Below are 16352 nucleotides of genomic sequence, written 5' to 3'. Positions count from 1 at the left end.
AGCGTGAAGCCCGTCCCGAGATGAAGTATCTCATAGCACAAGCTAGTAAGACACCTTGAAGAAGACAAGGTTGATAGGGTAGATGTGGAAGTGCTGCAAGGCATGAAGCTGACTACTACTAATATGTCGAGGGCTTAACTAGAGAACTGAAGTGTTCGCAGAGTAGTTTCTTCTGTATAGTTTTGAATGTGCAAGCATTCAAATAGAATATCCGGTGATGATGCCTGAATGGTTCCACCTGTTCCCATACCGAACACAGTAGTTAAGCATTCAGAGGCCGAAAGTACTTGTCTGGAGACGGACTGGGAGGATAGGAAGTTGCCGGTTAAGCAAGGGCTCCGCTGAGGTGGAGCCCTTTTTGTGTATTGTCCTTCCGTATCTCATGGAGATGGTTTTCGTATTTGCAGACCGATTTGATATTTGATATACTGAATGAGTTGTAACGTTTTATTTTAGATATAAGGGGCGATATTGGATGCCTGAGATGCGCAAACAGAGACGCAGCTTTCGACGGGTCAAGTGGCTTGGACTCATCCTCGTCGTCATCATTGCTGTCGTGCTTGGCTGCTACGCTGGCATAAATAGAAAGAATCCTGCTCATGAGATCGGTGATACAGACCATGAGATCATCCACGTCATGATCATGGGTGTGGACAGCCGCAAGGATGATGTGGGCCGCAGTGATACCTTGATGGTGGCTTCCATCGACAAGACGGCGGAGAAGGCTGCGCTGCTGTCTGTTCCCCGCGATACGCGCGTGGCAATCGACGGCCATGGTTACGATAAGATCAATCATGCTTACGCCTACGGCGGTCATGAACTGTCGCAGAAGTCCCTCGAAGGACTGCTCGGCGTGCCGATGGATCATTACATCATCATCGATACGAAATCCTTTGAACGCATCATCGATGCGATTGGCGGTGTTGACATCGACGTCGAGAAGCGCATGCATTATGAGGATCCCTGGGACGATAACGGCGGACTCGTCATCGATCTTTATCCTGGAGAACAGCATATGGATGGCAAAAAAGCCATCCAATACGTGCGTTACCGCGATGGAGAGGGCGATATCGGGCGCATCGGGCGTCAGCAGAAGTTCATGAAGGCCTGCCTCGCTCAGGTCCTCACGCCGGAGATTCTGCCGCGCCTGCCGGACATCGTCAAGGAAGTCAGTTCGGCTGTCAAGACGGACATGTCGGTGACAGAGCTCTTGAGCTTTGCCAAGATGATGAAGACGTTCCAGGCAAACGGTCTCGAGGCGCAGATGGTCCCGGGTCAGCCAGCCTACCACAAGGATATCAGCTATTGGATCCCGGATATCACGGACGTGCGCGATCTGCTGGCGTCAGAGCTCGGCCTCACTCTGACAGAGCAGGCAGAGCAGGAGGCGCAGGAGGCTGAGGACAAGTATGATGCGGATCTGCCGAAGGACCTCAAGATGCTCGCCCACAAGACGAGCGGCGGCACGAAGCTCACGGATCAGGATAAGAAGGATTCGGATGATGAGCCGATGAAGCCGGAGGAGATCGCGGTCATGGTCATCAACTCGAGCGGCATCGACGGTGCCGGTGCGGAAGTCGCCGCTGCCCTGCAGCGCAAGGGCTTCATCATCTCGGGTGTCGAGACGGGCAAGACGAGCTCGAACCCGACGACGACGATCACGACGTCGACGCGCAATACGGATGTCTTCTACGGCATGCCATTTGCCTGCGTCATCCGCGACGGCGGCAGTTCGAACCAGGCTGTCGTCAACATCGGCCGTGACTATCACAAAAAAGGGAAATGACGGATGAAAGAGACGGAGCAGACGCTCCGTCTTTCTCGCAATTCGCTGGATTTTTACAGACTTGATTTATTGGAGTGAATACATTGGCAATGCTACGAGTTACGGGGCTCAAGAAGTCATTCGGCATCGACGAGCTCTTCCACGATGTCAGTTTCGAGGTCGCGCGCGGCGACAAGGTCGGCTTTGTCGGGGCAAATGGTGCCGGCAAGACGACGCTCATGCGCTGCCTGCTCGGCCAGGAGGAGAATGACGGCGGCACGATACAGCTCGATGAGGCGGCGACTATCGGCTATGTCGAGCAGCAGGCCGACTTCGGCACAGGGACGCTCTACGAGGAGTTCCTGCGCGCCTTTGACGATGTCATCGCGCTCGGCGAGCGCAAGAAGGCGCTCGAGAAGAAGATTGCCGTCGACCACGCAGAGGAGACGATGCGCGCCTACAGCAAGGTCGTCGAGCGCTTCGAACTGCTCGGCGGCTACGACTACGAGAGCCGCATCCGCCGTGTGGCCTTCGGCCTCGGCTTCACAGAGGAGGACTTTGAGAAGAACGTCGCGCATTTCTCCGGCGGCCAGAAGACGCGCATCTGCCTGACGAAGGCGCTCTTGCGCGAGCCGGACTTCCTCTTCCTCGACGAGCCGACGAACCACCTCGACATCCACATGATCGAGTGGCTCGAGGGCTTCCTCAAGAATTACTCCGGCGGGGTCCTGATCATCTCGCATGACCGATACTTCCTTGACCGCGTCGCCACGCGTATTCTCGAGCTTTCTGGCCATACGGTCACGGATTACGACGGAAACTACACCTACTACATGAAGGTAAAGACAGAGCGCCGCGCGGCGCTGCAGTCAGCCTACGAGAAGCAGCAGGAGCACATCAGGAAGACGGAGGAGTACATCCGCAAGTACAAGGCGGGCATCAAGAGCAAGCAGGCGCGCGGCCGCCAGAGCCAGCTCAACCGGCTCGAGCGCATCGTGCTGCCGCCGGAAGATGCGTCCTTCAACTACTTCGCGCTCAATAAGCCGCCTGAGTGCGCGGAGCGCGTGGCAGAGCTTGAGGACGTCTCGGTGTCGTTCGGCAGCCACAAGATCTTCGATCACCTCTCGATGCTCATCCGACGCGGTGACGGTGTGGCCCTCGTCGGACCGAACGGCGCGGGCAAGACGACGCTCTTGCGTGTCCTCGTCGGCGAACTCGAATCCTCGACGGGCCGCGTCAAGATCGGCAGCCGCGTCAAGATCGGCTACTTCTCGCAGCAGCACGAGGGCCTGAACATGGACAACACCATCCTCGATGAGCTCATCTACGAGTACGGCATCAACGAGGAGCAGGCGCGCCGCTACCTCGGCGCTTTCCTGTTCCATGGTGACGAAGTCCTGCGGCGCATCGGTGACCTCTCAGGCGGCGAACAGTCGCGCGTGGCCTTCCTCAAGCTCATGCTCACGGGCGCGAATTTCCTCGTGCTCGACGAGCCGACGAACCACCTCGACATTCCCGCGCGCGAGGCCGTCGAGGAGGCGCTCATGGCCTTCCCTGGCACGTTCCTGGCCGTCTCACACGACCGCTACTTCCTCGATAAGGTCGCAAACTGCACGTTAGAGCTCGAGAACGGCAAGCTGACGGAATACCTCGGCAACTACAGCTACTACCTCATGAAGAAGGAAGTCGCGGAGGAAGAGGCGCGCGAGGAGCGCGAAGCGCTTGAAGCAGCCGAACGGGAACAGCAGGCCAAAGCCAAGCACGAGGCAGAGGCGAGACGAAAGGCTGCGGCGCAGGAAGAGAAGACAGATGATGAGGTGAAAAAGGCGGCAGAGCGCCGTGCCGAGGAGAAGAAGCGCGCTGAGCTCGGGCGCATCCAGAGTATGAGCGATGCGAAACGCGAGGAGATGGTCCAGCGCGCCGAGGCGGAGATCGCGATGGCCGAGGCAGAGCTCAAGGGCCTCGAATTCCAGATGAACAATCCGGCCGTCCAGGCCGACCCGCAGCAGAGCCAGGCCATTGCCGAGGCGTATGCGGCGAAGGAGAAGGAGATCGAGATGCGCTATGAGAAGTGGGAGCGCCTGACAGAGGCGTGATGATATGCGAGAGGAGGCAGCATGATGAAGAACGAAACGATTCAGACATCCCTGCCGGGATTGGAGACGGAAGAGGAGATCGAGGGCGTCGTTGAGCGCATCGTCTTTACGAATGAGGCGAGCCCCTTCACGGTCTTCTCGTTCAAGCCGCTGCGCAAGAAAAGCCGCATCACAGCACTCGCGAACGTCGAGGCACCGCTCGTCGGCCAGCAGCTTCGCCTGCGCGGCCACTGGACACAGCACAAGCGCTACGGCCAGCAGTTCCAGGTCACGGGGCTTCGCATCGAGGCGCCGTCAAGTGCCGAGGGCATTGAGCGCTTCCTAGCCTCCGGCGTCGTCGACGGCATCGGCCCGTCGCTGGCCAAGCGCATCGTGCAGAAGTTCGGCAAGAAAACGCTGACCGTCATCGAGCAGACGCCACACCGCCTCAGCGAGGTAGCAGGCATCGGCAAGAAGACCATCGAGAAGATCACGGCCTCGTACACCTCGCAGTCGGAGCTCCGCGACATCATGCTCTGGCTAGAGACACATCACATCTCGGGCACGTATGCGGCGCGCATCTTCAAGAAGTACGGCTCCTTCTCCATCGACACCCTCGAGAATCACCCGTACCAGCTGGCCAGAGAGGTCGAAGGCATCGGCTTCATCATCGCGGACTCCATCGCGAAGAGCCTCGGCATCGCCGCGGAGGATCGCAGTCGCATCTCTGCGGGTATCGACTTTGCCCTGCAGAAGATCGCACAGCAGGGGCACTGCTGCATCCCTGAAGCAGCGCTTGAGAAGCAGGCAGCAGACCTCCTCAAAGTCGAGCAGGAGACGGTGCGCAAGGTCCTGAAAGACCTTCTTCAGGCCAAGCAGCTCGCTGTCGAGTATGTTGGCGCGGAGACGCTCATCTACCCGCCGTACCTCTACCGCGCGGAGATCAAAGCAGCGCGCAAGCTGCTCTACCTGCAGAAGTACGCCGATTCCATCGCGATGGAGACGGACCCGTCGACGCTCGTCGCGCACTGGGAGCAGATTGCGGGCATCCAGCTCGCGGACAAGCAGAAAGAAGCGCTCGAAGACGTTCTGCAGTACGGCGTCTTCGTGCTGACAGGCGGCCCCGGCACGGGCAAGACGACTGTCGTGCGCGGCATGATCGACCTCCTGCACCTGCAGGGCCTTACTGTCCTGCTCGGCGCGCCGACGGGGCGCGCGGCCAAGCGCCTCGCCGAGGCGACGGGGCAGAAGGCTGTGACTGTCCACCGCATGCTCGAGGCGCAGGGCGCAGGCGGTTCGGGCGCGCCGACTTTCGGCAAGAACGAGGACGAGCAGCTCGAGGCCGATGTCATCATCCTCGATGAAGTCTCGATGATGGACATCACGCTCATGCAGCACTTCCTCGCCGCCGTGCCGGACGGCTCGCACGTCATCTTCGTCGGCGATGTCGACCAGCTGCCGTCCGTCGGCCCGGGCACGGTCCTGCGCGACATCCTGCGCTCCGGCGTCATCCCGAGCGTCCGACTGACCGACATCTTCCGTCAGAAGGGGGAGAGCAGCATCGTCATGAACGCGCATGCGATCAATGCGGGCCGCCTGCCCGTCTGCTCGCCGCAGGGGGATTTCCAGTTCTGGGAAATCGACGATGAGGATGCTGTGGCCCAGAAGATTGTCGAACTCTGCACGAAGACCCTGCCGCAGCAGGGCTTCTCCCCGCTGACGGACATCCAGGTGCTGGCGCCGATGCACCGCCAGGCCTGCGGCACGGACAACCTCAACAAGGTCCTGCAGGCGGCCCTGAACCCGAAGTCGCCGCAGCGGCCGGAACTCACGAACGCCGCGCAGACCTTCCGCCTCGGCGACAAGGTCATCCAGACGAAGAACAACTACACGAAGCAGGTCTTCAACGGCGACATCGGCTTCGTCATGGCCATCGAGCCGGGCCGCATGACGGTCCACTTCGGTGATGAGCTCGAGGTCGACTACGAGAGCGGCGAGTTCGGTGAACTCTCGCTCGCCTACGCACTGACCGTCCATAAGAGCCAGGGCAGCGAGTACCCTGTCGTCATCCTGCCGCTCGTGCGCTCGCACACGATCATGATGCAGCGCAACCTGCTCTACACGGCCGTGACGCGCGCCAAGCGCGAGGTCATCCTGCTCGGCTCCAAAGCTGCGCTTAACACGGCTGTTGCCAACAACCGCACGAGCAAGCGCTACACGCTGCTGGCCGAGCGCCTCCACTACGGTTTTGAACGCTGAGATATACATGCATACAGTATATGCACAAGTATTAATCTTAATTGTTACACAACTTTGCAAGAATACAGAATACTTCCGGTTGAAGTGTAAACAATTGCTGAAAAATAGAGTATACTAGTCCCTGGAAAGAAGAACTCATCTAGGTCTGTATGGAAAGGGAATGGTATCATGAAGAATGGGATCCTGGCAATCGTCGGCTTATGCGTATGGGGTGGCCTGCTCATGCTGCAGGGCACGCCGAAAGTCAGCGAGGAGATCGCTGCAGAAGTCGTGCAGACGATGCACCCGCAGGCAGAAGTCGAGAACGTCACGCAGGTCGGGGCAGACAAGGTCTATAAAGTCGCCTACTATGAGGGCGGCCAGGCCGGTGTTGTCGAGGTATCGGAGAACGGCCAGCTTCCTCGCTGAGCCGACACGTGTCAACTCGCTATACGTCAAAAAAGAAGGGCTGCGCTCTGGGCGCGCCCTTCTTTTGCTATGTCTTGTTAGAAGAAGATGGAAGATATCCGGCTCATCCAATCTGGGATGGGCTCGTCTCGTGGACAGAGGCTCTCTTGTGGGCGAGTAGGAAGGCTGAACATCCCGCCGCGATGGGGACGGTCAGGATGACGCCGATGCCGCCTGAGAGGCCTTGCATGATGACAATGTCGAGGCTGTTCGAGTTCAGCAGCTGCAGGAACGGCAGGTCGTAGACGTAGTCGAGCACCCAGGTGCTGAGGCTGCCGCCGAAGACGGCGAGAATCAGCGTGGCGGCCATCGTGCCCATGACATCCTGCCCGACGCGCATGCCGCTCTTGAAGAGCGCCCGCGCGGATGTATCCGGGTTCTGGCTGTGGATCTTGACATCGACATGAAAAGAACCTCCTCAGATATACACCATATTCTCTTCGATACTGTCACTTGATTCTTGACGATTCCACTCTATCATCTGAATGCATTGGCGTTGTTACCGGCATGTAAAGTTTTTGTTATTCTCGGGCGGGGCTGTGGTAGAATGGAAGGGAATGCGGACAGGATCAGGAGGTGCAGCGATATGGAAGATTGGCAGGATTTGCTCGAGGGGCTCAACGATGCGCAGCGCGAGGCGGTGACGACGACAGAGGGCTTTGTGCGTGTGCTGGCGGGCGCGGGTTCAGGGAAGACGCGGGCGCTCACGCACCGCTTTGCCTACCTCGTCGAGGAGCTCGGCATCCTGCCGGGCAACATCCTCTGCGTGACGTTTACCAACAAGGCGGCGACGGAGATGCGCAGCCGCATTCACGCCTTGACGGGCGACAACGACACGGGCTACATCAACACGTTCCACGGCTTCTGCGTCTCCATCCTGCAGGAGGACAGCCATGCCGTTGGCTACCCGAAGAGTTTCCTCGTGCTCGACAACGCCGACATCGACGACATGCTCGCCAAGATCTACGAGGAGCGCGGCCTGACCCTGCGCGATATGACGTACGGCCAGGCGCGCGACATGTTCGAGATGCGCAAGCTCGTGCAGCAGCCCGACTACTACAAGGAGCTCATTGCTCTGCCGCTCACCGCGCTCAAGGAGAAGTACGACAGGGCGCAGACGAAGCAGGACATCCTCTTCTACGGCTATCTCTATGAAGAGAAGAAGTGCTTCGGCCTCGACTACAACGACCTCATCAAGTTCTCGCTGCACATCTTCGCCGAGCACGAGGACATCCGCAAGAAGTGGCAGCAGCGCCTCGAGTACATCATGATCGACGAGTTCCAGGACATCGACGAGCCGCAGTACCGCCTCATGAATGTGCTCTGCGGCTGGCACAAGAACCTCTTCGTCGTCGGCGACCCCGACCAGACCATCTACACGTGGCGCGGTGCTTCGGGGCGCTATCTCCTGGACTTCGATACGCACTTCCCGGGGACAAAGACAATCTACATGCTCGAGAACTACCGCTCGACACCGGAGATTCTTTCTGTCGTCAACTCGCTGATTGCCAAGAACACAAGCCGCATCGAGAAGGACCTTGTGCCTGTCAAGGGACATGGCCATAAGGTCATCTGCCACCATGCGACTGCCGCGAGCGAGGAGGCGAGCTGGCTGGCCGGCGAGATGGCGAGGCTCCACGAAGAGGGCGTCGCCTACCGCGAGATGGCAGTGCTCTACCGCGCCCACTACATCACGCGCAGTATCGAAGAGCAGCTCCTCCGGGCGGAGATTCCCTACATGATCTACAGCGGTGTCCAGTTCTTCGCGCGGCGCGAGATCAAGGACGCGCTCTCGTACCTGCGCCTTCTCGCTTACCGCGATGACCTGTCCTTCCTGCGCGTCGTCAACGTGCCGAAGCGCAACATCGGCCAGCGGCGGCGCAAGTTCCTGACGGAATATGCTGAAGCACATGAGATGACGCTCTATCAGGCCATGCAGGCGAGTATCGAGGACCCAATCTGGAAGGGCACGAAGGCAAGGGAATTCCTGCAGCTCGTCGAGGGGCTGGCTGATGTCAGTGAGGGGGCGTCCGTCTCGGAGGTGCTGGCGGAGGTGCTCGACAGGAGCGGCTACGAGGCCATGCTGCGCACGGAGGGCAGTCAGGCGCGCCTCGACAACCTCGCGGAGCTCAAGCAGTCTGTCCGCGAGTACGAAGTCAGCTGCGGCGAGGAGGCGGGGCTCACAGACTACCTCGCGCATGCGGCGCTCTTCACGAATCAGGATGTCGGCGATCCGGGCGACAAAGTGAAGCTCATGACCGTTCATACGGCCAAGGGGCTGGAGTTCCCGTACGTATTTCTCGTGGCGCTCAACGAGGGTGTCTTCCCCTCGCGCAAGACGCGCACGCCGGAGGCGATGGAGGAGGAGCGGCGGCTCGCCTTCGTCGCGATGACGCGGGCGGAGAAGGGCCTCTATCTGTCGGATGCCGAAGGACTCAACATCGACGGCTCGATGCGCTACCCCTCGCGCTTCATCCTCGACATCGACCACGCGCTCCTCGACTTCACCGCGCCGCTGCCCGAGCGCCTCGTGCGCGCGGCGCGCGACTTCGTCCGGGCCTCCGCGCGTCGCCTTTCGCGCCAGACGGAATCCCTGGCTTTCCGGGAGGGGGACCGCGTGACACACCGTGTCTTCGGTGACGGAACCGTCGTTGCCATCGATGCAGAAAAGGGAGCGTATGTCATCCACTTTGATGAGCTGGCGACGAACCGCAGCATTGCCTTCCGCGCGAAGTTGCAGAAAATCGGCTGACTATCGCTCTCCTTGCCTGAATGCGGCCGCGGTGCTATACTTCAGGAAAAGGATGTGAATGGAATCATGATGAGTGATAGAGAAAAGAAAGTCCTGTGCTTCGGCGTGGCCATCGGCATCTTGCTCGGTGTCATCGCCATCAAGACCGTGGGGACGCGCGGCGCTGTGATATTCGCAGCGCTGGCCTTCCTCATCCCGCTCGTGCCGGAGCTGCGCGCGCGGGCCAAGCAGGGCAGGCTGCCGCAGGTACCCTCCATCGAGAAGCCGCATCTTGAAGCACCGCATGTCACGATGCCTCATATTGAGACACCGCATATCGAGGTCCCACATGTCGCGATGCCGCATCTCGAGAAGCCCCATGTCGAACTGCCCGAGGTCGACCTCTCGAGCGACTGGCTCAGCAACAAGGCCATCGTCATCTACTTCATGATCTTCATCATCAGCTTTGTTATCGGCTACGTCGTGCTGAACTGATTGCGACAAAAAATGCTGCCACAGAGGAGAGCGCTCCTCTATGGCAGCATTTTTTATGGGAAGATCAGTCGATGAAGTTCGTCATGGTGACGAGTTCGTGCGTGGGATAGTCGATGCCAGCCTGTCTGCCGGCCTCGATGCACTTCGTGATCCAGGCGATATTGCGCGCGAGTGTGCGCATCGTCTGCAGGCCTTCGAGGTCCTTGCGGACTTCGTCCGGTGTGAAGCCGTGTACCTGGTTCCAGTACTGGGAGCCGACGACGACCATGTTGGACATCTGGAAGTACTTGTTCAGGCGGTCAAAGGCTGCCGTCGCGCCGCCGCGGCGGCAGGAGACGATGGAGGCGGCCACTTTGCCGTGCATTCTGGTGTCCTTCGTGCAGCTGAAGGTCAGGCGGTCGAGGAAGCTCGTGATGAAGCCCGTCGGGCCGCCGTAGTAGACGGGCGAGCCGACGACGAGGCCATCGGCAGCGGCGAGTTTGTCGGCCGTCTCATTGACGATGTCCGCAAAGACACAGCGGCCGGTCTTCATACAGCTGTGGCAGGCAATGCAGTCCTGCACCGGTTTCTTGCCGAGCCAGATCATCTCCGTCTCGACGCCCTGCTCGTGGAGTGTGGCGGCAATCTCTGCCAGTGCGGTGTAGGTGCAGCCCTTCTCATTGGGACTGCCGTTGATCAAAAGGATTTTGCTCATAGTGATTACCTCTGCGAATAAGATTATAATACGTTTGCCTATCTTCTTCGCGCTCCATGGCCCAAAGTCCTGTCAACGATGCAGATTATGACAGAAAAAGAGCTTGGCGGCCAAGCTCTTTTTTGCATGCGATGTGCGAGATTTGAAATGTGGTGAACGGAAATCAGTTCTCGTAGGCTTCTTCGAGCTCTTCGAGCGTCTTCTGCTTGCTCTCCTTGCCGAGTGTCAGGACGACGGCGGAGATGATGACGAAGACAGAGGCGAACATCAGGAAGATGGTGCTCATGCCGAAGGCGTTGGCGAGCATCATGCCGACGAGCATCGGGGCAATCATGCCGCCGATGCGGCCGAAGCCTGCCGCCCAGCCGGAGCCGAGTGCGCGGATCGTCGTCGGGTACTGCTCTGGCGTGTAAGTGTAGATGACGCCCCAGGCACCGAGGTTGAAGAAGCTCATGGCCGCACCCCAGGCGAGAAGCGAAGAAGCGCTTGCGGCATTGCCGAAGAAAAAACTGCAGATACCGGACATCAGAAGGAACAGCGAGAGCGTGTACTTGCGGCCGATGACGTCGACGAGCCAGGCGGCAGCGTAGTATCCTGGCAGCTGGGCGAGCGTCATGATGAGCACGTATTCAAACGTCTTGACGACGGCAAAGCCCTGGGCAAAGACGATGGACGGCAGCCACATGAAGATACCGTAGTAGCTGAAGACAATGCCGAACCAGGCGAGCCAGAGCATGATGGTGCGCGTGCGGAATGGCTTCGTCCAGAGCGTCGTGAAGCTCGTCGCAGCGGCGTTTGGCTGTTCGCGCTCTGCTTCACTGAGCTCTTTGGCGAACGGGCGGCTCTCGACGTGGAGCTTGCGCTCGAGTTCGAGGATGATGTCCTTGGCGTCATTGATGCGGCCGTGCGAGATCAGATAGCGCACGGACTCCGGCATGTGCAGGCGGATTAGGAAGACGTAGAGCGCCGGAATCGTGCCGATGACAAAGGCAATCTGCCAGCCAAAGCGCGGGATCAGCAGGTAGGCGATGCAGGCGGCGACGAGCCAGCCCACGCCCCAGAAGCTCTCGAGCAGGACGATGAAGCGCCCGCGCAGATGGCTCGGTGCGTACTCGCTCATGAGCGTCGCAGCGACCGGCAACTCACCGCCGAGTCCGAAGCCGACGAGGAAGCGGAAGACGAGCAGCGACTCATAGCTCCAAGAAAGAGCACAGAGTCCTGTCGAGATGCTGTAGAGCAGTACTGTGATCGTGAAGACCTTCTTGCGGCCGATGCGGTCGGCGACCGTGCCGGCGAGCACGGCGCCAAGCGCCATGCCGATGAGGCCAATCGAGCCAATCCAGCCGGCCTGTGCAGGCGTGAGTCCCCAGTCCTTTGTCAAGACAGGCAGGACGAAGGCAATCAGACCCGTGTCCATCGAGTCGAAGAGCCAGCCGAGGCCCGTGACCAAGAGAAGCTTGTAGTGGAAGGAGCCAACCGGCAGGGCTTCCAGGCGTTCGAGAATCATGCAAATAACCTCTTTCCCAAAATCCTCAAATGAGATGAATCGATGATGATATCTTCATTCAACTGTCATGACAGCTGAATGCGTTATTGTTATTTTAACGGATTCTCAGGAAAATGCAAGGGCCCGGCGAGAAGTCGGAGCAATTCATCACTGAGCCGATGGAATCCGAATGGAACCGACTGATTTCCTTTACAGGAAGCGGCCTGCGTTGTAAGATGGAAGTGTTAAAATTTTTCGTGATATGCAGGAGGAATCCATATGAAAAAGGTACTGACAATCGCGGGCAGTGATTCGAGCGGCGGCGCAGGCGTGCAAGCGGACCTCAAGACGATGCTGGCCAACGGCGTCTACGGCATGAGTGCCATCACGGCCCTGACGGCGCAGAACACGCAGGGCGTCCGCATGGTGCAGGAGGCCACGCCGGAGTTCCTGGCGGCAGAGCTCGATGCTGTCTTGGAAGACATCCGCCCGGATGCCGTCAAGATCGGCATGGTTGCTTCGCCCGCACTCATTCACGTCATCGCAGAAAAGCTGCAGGGCTACGGGGCAGAACACGTGGTGGTGGATCCCGTCATGGTCGCGACGAGCGGGGCAAAGTTGCTCGCCGATGATGCCGTCGAGGTACTCGTGCAGGAGCTCTTCCCGCTCGCAGAGGTCATCACGCCGAACATCCCAGAGCTCAGCGTCCTGACGGGACAAGAGATTGCGGATGAGGCGGCCTTCCAGCGGGCGGCCGAACATCTCGCGGCGCAGGCCGGTGTCAATGTGCTGGCCAAGGGCGGTCACTCCGCTGGCGAGGCGAGCGACCTGCTCGTCATGGCAGACGGCAAGGGTGAGAAATGGTACCGCGGCACGCGCGTCGAGAATCCCAATACGCATGGCACGGGCTGCACGCTCTCGAGCGCGATTGCGGCAAACCTCGCCAAAGGTTTCGACCTTGCGGAGTCGATTGGCCGCGCGAAGTCATACCTGTTTGGGGCTCTGCTGGCGAAGATGGACCTTGGCATGGGCAGCGGGCCGGTCGACCACAGCTGGAATCTCCATGGCGATTTCTTCGAGAACTGAATATCTGATGTGCCTGTGTGACAGAAGCCCCGCAAGGGGCTTTTTTGATTCGCACAAATGAGACGTAGTTGAAACATATGTGACAATAAATGAGAAATTCATTGAGAATAGCAGAAAAATCATTAGAAAACATAAGAAAAAGATTGAAAGTAGGTAGCTTTACTGCTAATATAAGAACCAACAAGAGAGCAAACGAGAAATAATATCACAAATGTGACAATAAAAAGGGAGGCGAAGACATCATGATGCCAGTAGAGCGACGCATCCTGATCAAGGCGGCCAGCATGTACTATCTCGACCATCTGAAGCAGAGCGAGATTGCCTCGCGCATGGGCGTTGACCGCACGACCATCAGCAAGTATCTCAAGAAGGCGATGAAGAGCGGCATTGTCAAGATAGAGGTTGAGAGCGATTCGTATGAAGATCTTGAAGCGGCCCTGGAACGGCGTTTCGGTCTGCGCGAGGCTTACGTCGTGCCCAAGAGCTACGACATGCTCGCCATCAAGCAGAGCATGGCGCAGGCCGGACTCAACCTGCTGCGCCGCATCATGGCGGATGGACAGGTCGTCGGCATGGCGTGGGGTTCTACCATCCAGGAACTCACGAAATACGCGCATCACGAGAAGATGCCGCAGCTTGACATCGATTTTGTGCCGATTGACGGAGGGCCGGAGAGCATTGACAGTGATCATCACGTCAATACAATCTGTTATGAGATGGCCAAGACGGTCGGCGGCCGCAGTCATTACATCTACGCACCGGCCATTACGCGCACGCCGGAGATCCGCGATGCCATCGTACAGGATGCGAATTATGAGAAGATCTCGCAGTTCTGGCAGCGCCTTGACATTGCGATTGTCGGTATCGGTGCACCGGTCAAGTCGTCGAATCTCGTCTGGGCGGGATACTTTGGCCGGGATGCTATCGATTCCATGCGGCGCACTGGGGCCGTGGGGGAGATTTGCTCCGTCTTCTACGACAAGGATGGAAGTCCCGTGCAGACGCCCTTTACGGATCGCACGATTGCCATACCGCTCGATACCTTGCGCGGCTTGCCGTACAGCATCGGCATGGCTGCTTCACGTGAGAAAGTTCCAGCGATCATGGGGGCCTTGCGCGGCCATCTCATCAATGTGCTGATCACGGACGAGTCGACGGCAACCATTCTGCTGCATGAATGATGAGGAGGGTGAGATTTCATGATAGGGATGTTGTTCTTGGCGGCGATTGTAGTCTGGGTTATGCAGACCCTGCTGGCGCTCTGGCAATTCCGCCGCTTCAACCGCCGCGTCAAGGAGCTCCGCCGGTTTGGGCGCGTGGCCATCGGCAAATCGAAGGGGAGGTTCCTGGCGGGAGCCATTGTCCTGCTCTGCATTGACGAAGATTGCCGCATCATCAAGGGAGAATTATTGGAAGGTGTCACGGTCTTTGCCAAATGCCGCCCCTTCACCGCTCTTAATGAACTAAATCTTCTAAGTATTCACAAATCGATCTGTGAGGAAAGAGGCCTGACACGCCAACAGGTCAGAGCCGCGTTGAATGCGCGTCAGGACTATCTTTCCTATCAGGAGCTCCAGCAAGAAAAACGCCATGTATCCGTGACGCCTGCTGGAAGATAGAATAGGGAAAAAGAAAGGGAAAAAGAAAAGGAGAGATTTTGATGGACACCATGGTTTTATTGGCACAGGGCTTTATCGGCATGTTCAACAAAGGTGGTGAGACCTTTGTCGGCTGGGTGGGCGGCATCATTCCGACACTCATCTGCCTGCTTGTCGCCATGAATTCGATCATCGCTTTTGTGGGGCAGGAAAAAATCGAGAAGTTTGCGCGCATCTGCGGTGGCAACGTCATCACGCGCTACATCCTGCTGCCGGTCGTCGGCACGTTCTTCTTCTGCAATCCGATGACCTTGTCTCTGGGCAAATTCCTGCCGGAGTACTATAAGCCATCGTATTACGCAGCAGCATCCGCTTCCTGCCATACGATGAACGGGCTCTTCCCGCACGTCGACCCGGCGGAACTCTTTGTCTTCCTCGGTGTGGCAAACGGCATCTCGGCACTCGGACTGCCGACGGTTGATCTTGCACTGCGCTACTTCCTCATCGGCATTGTCATCAATTTCCTGCGCGGCTGGATCACAGATTTCATGACGGCTTACGTGCAAAAGCAGCAGGGAGTGAAGCTCAGCAAGGAGCTTGTGCCGACAAAATCGTGATCCCTAAAAAATTTTAGGCTGATACTACAACATATGGACATATGTGATACATGAAAAAGGAGAAAGGCATCATGGCAAAGTATAAAGACGTCATCGTCACAGCTGGTTCCGGCGGTTTCGGCGGTCCGCTGCACCTGCATCCCAATAAGAAACAGAACAAGATCGTCAATATCACGGGCGGTGTCATCTCGCCCGTTGCCAAGAGACTGGCGGAAATGACGGGCTGTGAGCTGGTGGATGGCTTCAAGACGAGTGTTCCTGACGCGGAAATCCTGGCAGTCGTCATTGATTGCGGCGGCACATTGCGCTGTGGCATTTACCCGCAGAAGCGTATCCGGACGATCAACCTCAATCCGACTGGCCCGAGCGGTCCGCTCGCGCAGTTCATCAAACCGGATATCTACGTCTCGGCTGTGCGCGAAAAGGATCTGGCTTTTGCAGAGGAAACTGACGCTGCTGAACCGGCCGCGGCAGAAGAAGTGCAGCATGATGCGGCGGCACCGGGCGGCATGGGCAGCCGTCACTATGACACGTCGAAGAAAATCTCGGAGCAGCAGGCCGGTTTTATGGCGAAGGTCGGTCAGTTCATGGGCGGTATCGTTGCTGTCTTTTATCAGGCCGGCCGTGAGACCATCAACACGATGATCAAGACCATCCTGCCGTTCATGGCCTTCGTCTCGATGCTCATCGGCATCATCCTCTCGACAGGCATCGGCGACATCATTGCCCACCTGCTCGTGCCGCTAGCTGGCAATGTGGGCGGACTCATCATCTTGTCGCTGATCTGCTCCTTCCCGTTCCTCTCACCGTTCCTCGGACCGGGGGCCGTTATCGCGCAGGTCATCGGCGTGCTCATCGGCGTCGAGATCGGCAAGGGCGCAGTCCCGCCGCATCTTGCCCTGCCGGCGCTGTTCGCCATCAATGCGCAGTGCGCCTGTGATTTTATCCCGGTCGGTCTCGGCTTGGCCGAAGCAGATGCGAAGACGGTCGAAGTCGGTGTGCCTTCCGTGCTCTATTCCCGCTTCATCACGGGACCGCTTTCCGTCATTCTCGCTTGGCTCGCCAGCTTCGGGCTCTATGAGGCTTGATGAATTTCCAT

At 58.3% G+C, this 16352-nt stretch carries 14 protein-coding genes and 2 rRNA genes; 13 read left to right on the top strand and 3 right to left on the bottom strand.

Annotated elements, in window-relative coordinates; genetic code table 11:
- From T518_RS08735 to T518_RS08710, 6 genes are all read left to right on the top strand, one after another.
- Positions 1–142: ribosomal RNA gene (locus T518_RS08735) — 23S ribosomal RNA — on the top strand; the annotation flags it as partial.
- A 68-nt stretch (positions 143–210) separates the two neighbouring features.
- Positions 211–327 (top strand): 5S ribosomal RNA (rrf, locus tag T518_RS08730).
- 157 nt (positions 328–484) lie between these two features.
- Entirely contained in the window at positions 485–1786 is a 1302-nt protein-coding gene (locus T518_RS08725; protein ID WP_248617176.1) for an LCP family protein, read from the top strand.
- An 89-nt stretch (positions 1787–1875) separates the two neighbouring features.
- The gene (locus T518_RS08720; RefSeq protein WP_036378310.1) at positions 1876–3861 is read left to right on the top strand and encodes an ABC-F family ATP-binding cassette domain-containing protein; all 1986 of its coding nucleotides are present in this window, start codon (positions 1876–1878) and stop codon (positions 3859–3861) included.
- Positions 3862–3882: 21 nt separating this feature from the next.
- Positions 3883–6099: an SF1B family DNA helicase RecD2 gene (gene recD2, locus T518_RS08715; RefSeq protein ID WP_391510241.1), complete on the top strand. Its 2217-nt coding sequence runs from the start codon at positions 3883–3885 to the stop codon at positions 6097–6099.
- Between the two features lie 168 nt (positions 6100–6267).
- A complete protein-coding gene (locus tag T518_RS08710; RefSeq protein WP_036378302.1) occupies positions 6268–6507 on the top strand; it encodes a hypothetical protein in 240 nt (79 codons plus the stop codon).
- Between the two features lie 103 nt (positions 6508–6610).
- On the opposite strand, the gene T518_RS08705 is transcribed toward T518_RS08710, so the two are convergent.
- Positions 6611–6937, bottom strand: a complete 327-nt coding sequence (locus T518_RS08705; RefSeq protein ID WP_255240843.1) for a YibE/F family protein — start codon at positions 6935–6937, stop codon at positions 6611–6613.
- 195 nt (positions 6938–7132) lie between these two features.
- On the opposite strand from T518_RS08705, the gene T518_RS08700 reads away from it, so the two are divergent.
- Positions 7133–9298, top strand: coding sequence for an ATP-dependent helicase (locus T518_RS08700; protein WP_036378300.1), 2166 nt, complete (start codon positions 7133–7135; stop codon positions 9296–9298).
- A 66-nt stretch (positions 9299–9364) separates the two neighbouring features.
- Positions 9365–9772 carry a hypothetical protein gene (locus T518_RS08695; protein ID WP_036378299.1) on the top strand — a complete coding sequence of 136 codons (408 nt, stop codon included), beginning with the start codon at positions 9365–9367 and terminating at the stop codon, positions 9770–9772.
- Between the two features lie 64 nt (positions 9773–9836).
- On the opposite strand, the gene T518_RS08690 is transcribed toward T518_RS08695, so the two are convergent.
- Positions 9837–10466 (bottom strand): flavodoxin family protein, encoded by a 630-nt coding sequence (locus T518_RS08690; protein ID WP_036378298.1) that lies wholly within the window; start codon positions 10464–10466, stop codon positions 9837–9839.
- A 163-nt stretch (positions 10467–10629) separates the two neighbouring features.
- Positions 10630–11973, bottom strand: a complete 1344-nt coding sequence (locus T518_RS08685) for an MFS transporter (protein ID WP_036378297.1) — start codon at positions 11971–11973, stop codon at positions 10630–10632.
- A 258-nt stretch (positions 11974–12231) separates the two neighbouring features.
- On the opposite strand from T518_RS08685, the gene thiD reads away from it, so the two are divergent.
- From thiD to srlE, 5 genes are all read left to right on the top strand, one after another.
- Positions 12232–13038 carry a bifunctional hydroxymethylpyrimidine kinase/phosphomethylpyrimidine kinase gene (gene thiD / locus T518_RS08680; RefSeq protein ID WP_036378296.1) on the top strand — a complete coding sequence of 269 codons (807 nt, stop codon included), beginning with the start codon at positions 12232–12234 and terminating at the stop codon, positions 13036–13038.
- Positions 13039–13280: 242 nt separating this feature from the next.
- The gene (locus T518_RS08675; protein WP_036378295.1) at positions 13281–14219 is read left to right on the top strand and encodes a sugar-binding transcriptional regulator; all 939 of its coding nucleotides are present in this window, start codon (positions 13281–13283) and stop codon (positions 14217–14219) included.
- Positions 14220–14237: 18 nt separating this feature from the next.
- Complete coding sequence (locus T518_RS08670; protein ID WP_244881915.1) at positions 14238–14657, top strand: transcriptional regulator GutM; 420 nt, start codon at positions 14238–14240, stop codon at positions 14655–14657.
- Between the two features lie 41 nt (positions 14658–14698).
- Positions 14699–15253 (top strand): PTS glucitol/sorbitol transporter subunit IIC, encoded by a 555-nt coding sequence (gene srlA / locus T518_RS08665; protein ID WP_036378293.1) that lies wholly within the window; start codon positions 14699–14701, stop codon positions 15251–15253.
- 71 nt (positions 15254–15324) lie between these two features.
- Positions 15325–16341: a PTS glucitol/sorbitol transporter subunit IIB gene (srlE, locus tag T518_RS08660; protein WP_036378291.1), complete on the top strand. Its 1017-nt coding sequence runs from the start codon at positions 15325–15327 to the stop codon at positions 16339–16341.
- Positions 16342–16352 lie beyond the last annotated feature (11 nt).

The sequence above is a fragment of the Mitsuokella jalaludinii DSM 13811 genome (genome assembly GCF_000702905.1).
GTDB classification, from domain to species: Bacteria; Bacillota; Negativicutes; order Selenomonadales; family Selenomonadaceae; genus Mitsuokella; species Mitsuokella jalaludinii.
Note: the sequence above shows the minus strand (reverse complement) of the source record. Positions and strands in the feature narration are given on the sequence as shown.

Bases quoted from the DNA above. Each gene is read 5' to 3' on its own strand.
- T518_RS08725 (WP_248617176.1), top strand. From the start codon at position 485: ATGCGCAAACAGAGACGCAGCTTTCGACGGGTCAAGTGGCTTGGACTC.
- T518_RS08720 (WP_036378310.1), top strand. From the start codon at position 1,876: ATGCTACGAGTTACGGGGCTCAAGAAGTCATTCGGCATCGACGAGCTC.
- recD2 (WP_391510241.1), top strand. From the start codon at position 3,883: ATGATGAAGAACGAAACGATTCAGACATCCCTGCCGGGATTGGAGACG.
- T518_RS08710 (WP_036378302.1), top strand. From the start codon at position 6,268: ATGAAGAATGGGATCCTGGCAATCGTCGGCTTATGCGTATGGGGTGGC.
- T518_RS08700 (WP_036378300.1), top strand. From the start codon at position 7,133: ATGGAAGATTGGCAGGATTTGCTCGAGGGGCTCAACGATGCGCAGCGC.
- T518_RS08695 (WP_036378299.1), top strand. From the start codon at position 9,365: ATGATGAGTGATAGAGAAAAGAAAGTCCTGTGCTTCGGCGTGGCCATC.
- T518_RS08690 (WP_036378298.1), bottom strand. From the start codon at position 10,466: ATGAGCAAAATCCTTTTGATCAACGGCAGTCCCAATGAGAAGGGCTGC.
- T518_RS08685 (WP_036378297.1), bottom strand. From the start codon at position 11,973: ATGATTCTCGAACGCCTGGAAGCCCTGCCGGTTGGCTCCTTCCACTAC.
- thiD (WP_036378296.1), top strand. From the start codon at position 12,232: ATGAAAAAGGTACTGACAATCGCGGGCAGTGATTCGAGCGGCGGCGCA.
- T518_RS08675 (WP_036378295.1), top strand. From the start codon at position 13,281: ATGATGCCAGTAGAGCGACGCATCCTGATCAAGGCGGCCAGCATGTAC.
- T518_RS08670 (WP_244881915.1), top strand. From the start codon at position 14,238: ATGATAGGGATGTTGTTCTTGGCGGCGATTGTAGTCTGGGTTATGCAG.
- srlA (WP_036378293.1), top strand. From the start codon at position 14,699: ATGGACACCATGGTTTTATTGGCACAGGGCTTTATCGGCATGTTCAAC.
- srlE (WP_036378291.1), top strand. From the start codon at position 15,325: ATGGCAAAGTATAAAGACGTCATCGTCACAGCTGGTTCCGGCGGTTTC.